This window comes from Pseudomonas sp. ICMP 8385 (assembly GCF_002699915.1).
Lineage (GTDB): Bacteria > Pseudomonadota > Gammaproteobacteria > Pseudomonadales > Pseudomonadaceae > Aquipseudomonas > Aquipseudomonas gessardii.
Genome location: NZ_LKBY01000103.1, coordinates 63,536 through 71,173 on the forward strand (window position 1 = coordinate 63,536; position 7,638 = coordinate 71,173).

Below are 7,638 nucleotides of genomic sequence, written 5' to 3' on the forward strand. Positions count from 1 at the left end.
TCCTGGTTGGGATCAAAAGGGATGCCTGTGGCTATCCCCAACGCATCACAGACAACAGCCACACCACAGACAGCGCGGACGCCACCCAGATGCTCCAGCCGGTTACGCCAATCACCAGCAGATGCAGGTAGGCGCTCCCGAGAAGACCGATAAACAAGCGATCACCACGGGTGGTGCTGATCGGTAACAAGCCGCGCCGGGGAATGCTCGGCGAGCGCAGTTCCCATGTGGTCATGCCCGCCAGCAACAGGGCAATCGCCACAAAGAACAGGGCAGTCGGGGTGGTCCAGGCCATCCATTCCATCATCGATTCCTCAGACCCGGCCCAGGGCAAAGCCCTTGGCCACATGGTTGCGAACAAACCAGATCACCAGCATGCCCGGCAGGATAGTCAGTACCCCGGCGGCCGCCAGCACCCCCCAGTCAATCCCGGACGCTGACACGGTGCGGGTCATCACGGCAGCAATCGGCTTGGCATTGACGGACGTCAGGGTGCGCGCCAGCAGCAGTTCGACCCAGGAAAACATAAAGCAGAAAAACGCGGTGACACCAATCCCCGAGCCAATCAGCGGGATAAAGATCTTCACGAAAAACTTCGGAAAGCTATAGCCGTCGATGTAGGCCGTTTCGTCGATCTCCTTGGGCACCCCCGACATAAAGCCTTCCAGGATCCACACCGCCAGCGGCACGTTGAACAGGCAGTGGGCCAGGGCCACGGCGATATGCGTATCGAACAGGCCAATGGACGAATACAACTGGAAAAACGGCAATAGGAACACCGCCGGCGGCGCCATGCGGTTGGTCAGCAACCAGAAGAACAGGTGCTTGTCGCCCAGGAAGCGATAGCGCGAAAACGCGTAGGCCGCTGGCAGCGCCACCGTCAGGGAAATCACGGTGTTCAGGCTCACGTAATACAGTGAGTTGAGATAGCCGGTGTACCAACTGGGGTCGGTGAAGATCACCTTGTAGTTGGCCAGGGTGAATTCCTGCGGAAACAGCGTCAGGCCGCCGAGGATTTCGGTGTTGCTCTTGAAGGACATGTTCAGCAGCCAGTAGATCGGCACCAGCAGGAACAGGATGTAGATCAACAGCGGAATGACCTTGCGCTTGCTCATGTTGGCGGCCTCAGCGGTTGGCGTCGGAGTGGGTCATGGCGGTGTAGAACAGCCAGGACACCAACAGGATGATCAGGAAATACACCAGGGAAAACGCCGCCGCCGGGCCCAGGTCGAATTGACCGACAGCCATCTGGGTCAGGGTCTGACTGAGAAAGGTCGTCGCATTCCCCGGCCCACCGCCGGTCAGGACAAAAGGCTCGGTATAGATCATGAAACTGTCCATGAAGCGCAGCATCACCGCGATCAGCAGCACGCTCTTCATCTTCGGCAACTGGATATGTCGGAATACTGCCCAGGCCGACGCACGATCAATCCGCGCGGCCTGGTAGTACACATCCGGTATGGCCCGCAGCCCCGAGTAGCACAGCAGCGCCACCAGGGAGGTCCAGTGCCACACGTCCATCACCAGCACCGTGACCCAGGCGTCCATGGTGTTGGCGGCATAGTTGTAGTTGATGCCCATGGCATTCAGGCTCGAGCCCAGCAGGCCGATATCGGCACGGCCGAAGATCTGCCAGATGGTGCCGACCACGTTCCACGGGATCAGCAGCGGGATGGCCATCACAATCAGCACCAGGGACGACCAGCGCCCCTTGGTGGGCATGGTCAAGGCAATGGCAATGCCCAGCGGGATCTCGATCAGCAACACACACGCGGAATAGATGAACTGGCGCAACAGCGAGTCATGCAGGCGCGGGTCCAGCAACACCTGCTTGTACCAGTCGGCCCCGACGAAATAGCGGCTGGACTGGTCGAAAATGTCCTGCACCGAGTAATTGACCACGGTCATCATCGGGATCACCGCGCTGAACGCCACCAGCAGGAACACCGGCAACACCAGCCACCAGGCCTTGTTGTTCTGCACCTTGTTCATGGCCGCGCCTCCAGCAGGTAATCGTCGGCATACACCATCAGCCATTGCGCCGGAAAGCTGATCGACACCCGGCCTTCGGGCACTGGTTTGTCTTCGGCCAGGCGTACTTTCAACGGCGCGCCGTCGAGGTTGAGGGTCAGGATCTTGTAGGTGCCGAGGTCTTCGACATGCATGACGTCGGCCTGCAACGCGTCAGGAGTGGACTCGTCCCACACATGAATAAACTCGGGACGAATACCGACCTGGAGTTTCTTGTAGTTCTTTTCCGCGATCTGCCGTTGCTGCACCTCGGACAACGCCAGATGTGTCCCGGCAAACCGCACCCCACCGGCATCGGCCTGCACCTCAATCAGATTCATCCCAGGGCTGCCGATGAAATAGCCGACAAAGGTATGGCTGGGACGCTCGAACAACTCCCGTGGCGTACCGAACTGCACAATCTGCCCGCCGTACATCACCGCGATCTTGTCGGCAAAGGTCGAGGCCTCCAACTGATCGTGGGTGACGTAGACCATGGTGATATTGAACTGCTCGTGGATTTGCTTGAGCTTGCGCCGCAGTTTCCACTTCAGGTGCGGGTCGATCACCGTCAGCGGCTCGTCGAACAGGATCGCCGATACGTCATCGCGTACCAGGCCACGGCCCATCGAGACCTTTTGCTTTTCATCGGCGCTGAGGTTGCGGGCTTTTTTGCCCAGCAGGTTCTGCAGGTCGAGCACCTCGGCAATTTCCTGCACCTTGCTGTGCACTTTCGCCTCGGCCATGCCCTGGTTGCGCAGGGGGAATGCCAGGTTATCGAACACGCTCATGGTGTCGTAGACCACCGGGAACTGGAACACCTGGGCGATATTGCGTTTTTCCGGGGTCAGGTCATTCACCACCTTGCTGTCGAACAGCACCTGGCCTTCCGAAGGGCTAAGCAGGCCGGAGATGATGTTGAGCAAGGTCGACTTGCCGCAGCCCGAGGGACCTAGCAAGGCGTAGGCGCCGCCCTGCTCCCAGATGTGGTTCATTTCGCGAATGGCGTAGTCTTCAGGCCCCACAGGTGTAGGGCTGTAGCTATGCGCCAGGTTCTGCAAATGGATCTCGGCCATCAGGCAACCCTCGCGACACGGCGCCCGGGGGCCTGGAGCAAACGGCCCTGGCCATCGAACACAAACAGTTTATGGGTTGGTATGTAGATCCTGATCGGCGCATCCACGTCGTATTCGTGTACCCCAGGCAAGTGCAACACCAGCAGAAAATGCTCGCTGCGCACATGCAGGAAGGTTTCCGAGCCGCTGATCTCCGCCACTTCCACGGTCACTGCCAGTTCCAGGTCATCGTCGTTGCTGGGCACCAGGCTGATATGGCTGGGACGCACGCCAAAGCGGAACTCGCCCTCGCCAATCGGCCGCAGGTCCACGTTCAACGGGAAGTGCACATCATTGGCGAAGCTCACTTCATTGCCGCTGATGCGCCCCGGCATCAGGTTGATCGGCGGCTCGGAAAACAGCTCGGCCGCCAATACCATCTGCGGTTGGTGATAGACCTCGGCGGCCCTGCCGCTCTGGATCACCCGGCCTTCGTGGAGGATGGTCGTAGTGCCGCCCAGCGCCAGGGCCTCGTTAGGCTCGGTGGTGGCGTAGATGGCAATGGTGTTGCGGGCCTTGAACAGCTCGCGCATTTCCTGACGCAGCTCTTCGCGCAGTTTGTAGTCCAGGTTGACCAGGGGTTCGTCGAACAGAATCAGCTCGGCATCCTTGACCAGCGCCCGGGCCATGGCCGTGCGTTGCTGCTGGCCACCGGACAGCTCCAGGGGATGACGTTGCAGGAACTTGTCGATGCGCAACATCTGCGCGGTTTCCAGCACCTTGCTGTGGATCAGTTCGTTGGAGGCCCCAGCCTGGCGCAGCGGCGAGGCGATATTCTCGAACACGGTCATGGTCGGGTAGTTGATGAACTGCTGGTACACCATCGACACATTGCGCAAGCGCACCGGCTTGTGGGTAACGTCGACGCCGTTCATCAGGATGCGCCCGTGGTCCGGCTTGTCCAGGCCGGCCATCAGGCGCATCAGACTGGTCTTGCCGGACAACGTGCGCCCTAGCAGGACATTGAAGGAACCGGCTTCAAAGCGCAGGTTGGCGTCATCGATCCAGGTCTGGCCTTCGACAACGCGGGTCACATGTTCCAGGGTCAATGACATGACACGCCCTTTTTCTTATTGGAATTGTTCTTCCAGGGGCAGAGCGAGTTTCGTGCCAATAACAAAAAATATTTATTTACCAAAGGCTTAGGCAGAACTGCTGCTCGGTGCTGAACAGAAATGAACATTCACAACTGAACAATTGAACAACCGCCGGGTTGACAATGAACAGTTCTGAACAACACTGAGTAAGCCCAGTAAAACCGTTCAACCTGTGGGAGCTGGCTTGCCTGCGATAGCGATCTCACGGACGCCATCGCAGGCAAGCCAGCTCCCACAAGGTGAGCGGTGCACGGTTCATAACAACAATAAAAAGAAGGTCACCACCATGGCCGCAGCAGCCCCGCTTTTGCCCCACGACACCATCATCCAGGACTCCTGGCGCCGCTGCCGTGCCTTTGGCCTGGATCACCAAAGCACCCCCAGTTTCGACCAACTGCCCGCCGAGGGCATCAGCCAACTGTTGGAGAGCCAGCATGCACTGGTCCAGACCACCCACCAGGAAGTGCTGCCCTATTACGAGAACATCCTAAGCAATTCCAACTGCCTGATCATGCTGGCCGACAACCAGGGCCAGGTCCTGACGTCCTGGGGCACCCAGCGCTTTATCGAACCCAAGCTCGCCCGGGGCTTCAGCGCCGGGGCCAGCTGGATGGAGCGCGCCACCGGCACCAACGCCATCGGCACCGCGCTGGCCTGCGCCCAGGCGGTGCATATCGAGCATGACGAGCACTTCCTCAAGGCCAACCGTTTCATGACCGGTTCGGCCGCGCCGATCTTTGATGCCAAGCGCGAAATCATTGCGGTGCTGGATGTGTCCAGCGACAGCTACCTACCGCCCTCCCACACCCTGGGCATGGTCAAGATGATGAGCCAGACCGTGGAAAACCGGCTGATCCTCAACCTGTTTGGCGGCGAACACTTCCAACTGACCTTCAATACCGGCCTGAACAACCTCGACAGCCAATGGGCTGGCCTGCTGATCTTCGATGAAAGCGGCCAGGTGCTGTCGGCCAACCGCCGCGCCGACAACCTGCTGGGCATCAGCCTGTCGCGGGTAATGATCGACAGCCTGTTCAAGGTCTCGCTGCTGGAGCTGCTCAACCAGCCCGAAGGCCTACCCTTCGCCCTGCAAGCTGCCGGGCGCAACCGTTTCCAGTGCCTGCTCAAACGCCCCAAGCAGGTGCCGGTGCAGGCCAGGGTCTTTAGCCCGTCGGCCCCCGCGGCCATTGGCCTCAAGACCCTGCATTTTGGCGACAGCCGCGTGGAAAAGGCTGTGCGCCAGGCCGAACGCCTGCTGGAAAAAGACATCCCGCTACTGATCCACGGCGAAACCGGGGTGGGCAAGGAAGTTTTCGTCAAAGCCCTGCACCAGGCCAGTTCCCGCAGCCAGCAAGCATTTATCGCCGTCAACTGTGCGGCGATTCCGGCGGAGCTGGTGGAGTCGGAGTTGTTTGGCTACGAAAAAGGCGCATTTACCGGTGCCAATCAAAAAGGCAGCATCGGCCTGATCCGCAAGGCGGACAAAGGCACGCTGTTTCTCGATGAAATCGGCGACATGCCCCTGCCCACTCAGGCCCGGCTGCTGCGGGTACTGCAAGAGCGTTGCGTGCAACCGGTGGGTAGCAGCGAATTGTTCCCGGTGGACCTGCGGATTATCTCGGCCACCAACCGCTCGCTGCGCGAACAGGTGCAGATCGGACGGTTTCGTGAGGATTTGTACTACCGCATTGGCGGCCTGACCCTGGAGCTGCCGCCCCTGCGCGAACGCAGTGACAAGCAGGCGCTGTTCAAGCAACTGTGGCAACAGCACCGCGAACCCACGCAATGGGCCGGGCTCAGTGCCGACGTCCTGGCGTTATTCGAGCAACACCCCTGGCCGGGCAACCTGCGCCAGGTCAGCAGCGTGATCCAGGTAGCGCTGGCCATGGCCGAAGACCAACCGATCCGCCCGGAACACCTGCCGGATGACTTTTTTGTCGACCTGGGGCAAGCCGTACCCAGTACGCCGGTGGTGATGGGCGATCTGGAGGATATCCAGGGCCTTAAGCAACGGTTGGCGGCGGTCGGCGGCAATATCTCCCATCTGGCGCGGGAGCTGGGGGTTAGCCGTAATACGTTGTACAAGCGATTACGTGCCGCTCCATAGCCGCAAATCTTGTATTTGCCTTTAGGACCGCTCGCCAATTGAGGTGGCCTTAAACGGAAGTCCAACCGGGAAATTTTTCCCTGCACGTAAGCCCATTCTGATTTAACGGCCCACACCTCCAACCGCTCTTTTCCTGCGGCATTCTCCGACGCCTTTCTTTTGCAGAGACGTCATGGATGCCAGCCCCTGCCCCTGCCCCTGATTCATCGCCCATCGAGCGGATCGAATACGAGCTCGATGGCTTTCACCAGAGCCTGGCACTGTACCGCCGGCAGATAACAAGCTGGTACGCACAGGCCCTGGACAAGGCCAGTCATGCCACGGATTTGCCGTCGCTGCTGGGCATGGAGCGGGTGCTGCGGATCGGTGATGCCCAGGGGTCGGTGAGTATGACCGACACCGACTTTGCCTCCAGTGTTGCCGTGTGCCCGGCAGGCGGCGAGCTGAGGATCGAGAGCCAATTCGAGTCGGTGTATGACGTGCCCCTGGGCAATCTCCAGGTGCAGGTGATTGGCCTGGATGATGGCAGTTCCACGCTGATCCAACTGGATGCACAGGGCAAGGGCACCCATCACTGCACGGCCGGTGGACGCTATCAGGTGCGTGTGCAGGGCGGAGTTACAACGGCGCAGGTGGAGGCGCTGTTTACTTCCTACGACGGTTTGACCGCCGAGCTACAAGCCTGGCTGCGCAAGGAATGGAGGGGGTTCAAACCGCACTGGCAGGCGTCGGCGTCAAGTGCCATTGGCAGTGGGATATTGGCCGGCACCTGGTCAGCCATTTCCGAGGTGTGGGACAGCCTGTCGCTGGTGCAGGACATCCTCAAGGACCCGGCCAAGCATATCGAGCGCCTGGGCACCCAGGCCGCCGAGCTGGCAGCCCTAGCGCGTGAGGCGCCGCAGGTGATGGAACAGGCGATGTTGCTGGCCAGCGACGAAGCGGCGCTGTACCTGATGTTGCGCACGGCGATGATCTGGTTGTCGGCGTTGCCGCCCAGCCAGGTGGCAGGGAAAACCGCCGAGGTGCTTGCCGGGTTTGCCGTGTCGTTGCTGATTGATTTGCTGATTGCGCTGGTAGCAGGGAAAACCGCCGAGGTGCTTGCCGGGTTTGCCGTGTCGTTGCTGATTGATTTGCTGATTGCGCTGGTGCTGACCATTGCCCTGCAAGGCGCCGGGATCGCGTATCTGGGGCTGCGCCTGGCCAAGTATGGGGCGCAGGTGGTTGAGCTGGCGGTGGGCTTCGTCAAGGGCGTGTTCGACATCCTCAAGCGTTTTATGGGGGCGGTGGAGCGCTACAAGGCCGTGGCCGT

6 protein-coding genes and 1 pseudogene are annotated in these 7,638 nt (G+C 60.2%); 2 read left to right on the forward strand and 5 right to left on the reverse strand.

Annotated features, from left to right (window positions below; all coding sequences use genetic code 11):
* Nucleotides 1-31: 31 nt before the first annotated feature.
* Genes AO268_RS17485 through AO268_RS17505 form a run of 5 tightly spaced genes read right to left on the reverse strand, consistent with a single transcriptional unit; the run spans nt 32 to nt 4,180 of the window.
* Entirely contained in the window at nt 32-304 is a 273-nt protein-coding gene (locus tag AO268_RS17485; protein ID WP_076965278.1) for a DUF2160 domain-containing protein, read from the reverse strand.
* A 10-nt stretch (nt 305-314) separates the two neighbouring features.
* A complete protein-coding gene (locus AO268_RS17490; protein ID WP_076965279.1) occupies nt 315-1,115 on the reverse strand; it encodes a carbohydrate ABC transporter permease in 801 nt (266 codons plus the stop codon).
* 10 nt (nt 1,116-1,125) lie between these two features.
* Nucleotides 1,126-1,992, reverse strand: coding sequence for a carbohydrate ABC transporter permease (locus AO268_RS17495; RefSeq protein WP_029293322.1), 867 nt, complete (start codon nt 1,990-1,992; stop codon nt 1,126-1,128).
* Complete coding sequence (locus AO268_RS17500) at nt 1,989-3,086, reverse strand: ABC transporter ATP-binding protein (protein ID WP_099169384.1); 1,098 nt, start codon at nt 3,084-3,086, stop codon at nt 1,989-1,991. Before AO268_RS17500 ends, AO268_RS17495 begins: the two co-directional genes overlap by 4 nt.
* Nucleotides 3,086-4,180: an ABC transporter ATP-binding protein gene (locus AO268_RS17505; protein ID WP_099169385.1), complete on the reverse strand. Its 1,095-nt coding sequence runs from the start codon at nt 4,178-4,180 to the stop codon at nt 3,086-3,088. Before AO268_RS17505 ends, AO268_RS17500 begins: the two co-directional genes overlap by 1 nt.
* A 328-nt stretch (nt 4,181-4,508) precedes the next feature.
* Here AO268_RS17505 and AO268_RS17510 point away from each other — a divergent pair, with 328 nt between their 5' ends.
* Complete coding sequence (locus tag AO268_RS17510) at nt 4,509-6,329, forward strand: sigma-54-dependent Fis family transcriptional regulator (RefSeq protein WP_099169386.1); 1,821 nt, start codon at nt 4,509-4,511, stop codon at nt 6,327-6,329.
* A gap of 176 nt (nt 6,330-6,505) precedes the next feature.
* Nucleotides 6,506-7,638 (forward strand): annotated as a pseudogene (locus tag AO268_RS17515) (type IV secretion protein Rhs); the annotation flags it as partial.

What these genes read in the sequence shown, in the direction of transcription:
- AO268_RS17495 (WP_029293322.1), bottom strand. Translation starts at nt 1,992, where the DNA reads ATGAACAAGGTGCAGAACAACAAGGCCTGGTGGCTGGTGTTGCCGGTG.
- AO268_RS17510 (WP_099169386.1), top strand. Translation starts at nt 4,509, where the DNA reads ATGGCCGCAGCAGCCCCGCTTTTGCCCCACGACACCATCATCCAGGAC.
- AO268_RS17485 (WP_076965278.1), bottom strand. Translation starts at nt 304, where the DNA reads ATGGAATGGATGGCCTGGACCACCCCGACTGCCCTGTTCTTTGTGGCG.
- AO268_RS17505 (WP_099169385.1), bottom strand. Translation starts at nt 4,180, where the DNA reads ATGTCATTGACCCTGGAACATGTGACCCGCGTTGTCGAAGGCCAGACC.
- AO268_RS17500 (WP_099169384.1), bottom strand. Translation starts at nt 3,086, where the DNA reads ATGGCCGAGATCCATTTGCAGAACCTGGCGCATAGCTACAGCCCTACA.
- AO268_RS17490 (WP_076965279.1), bottom strand. Translation starts at nt 1,115, where the DNA reads ATGAGCAAGCGCAAGGTCATTCCGCTGTTGATCTACATCCTGTTCCTG.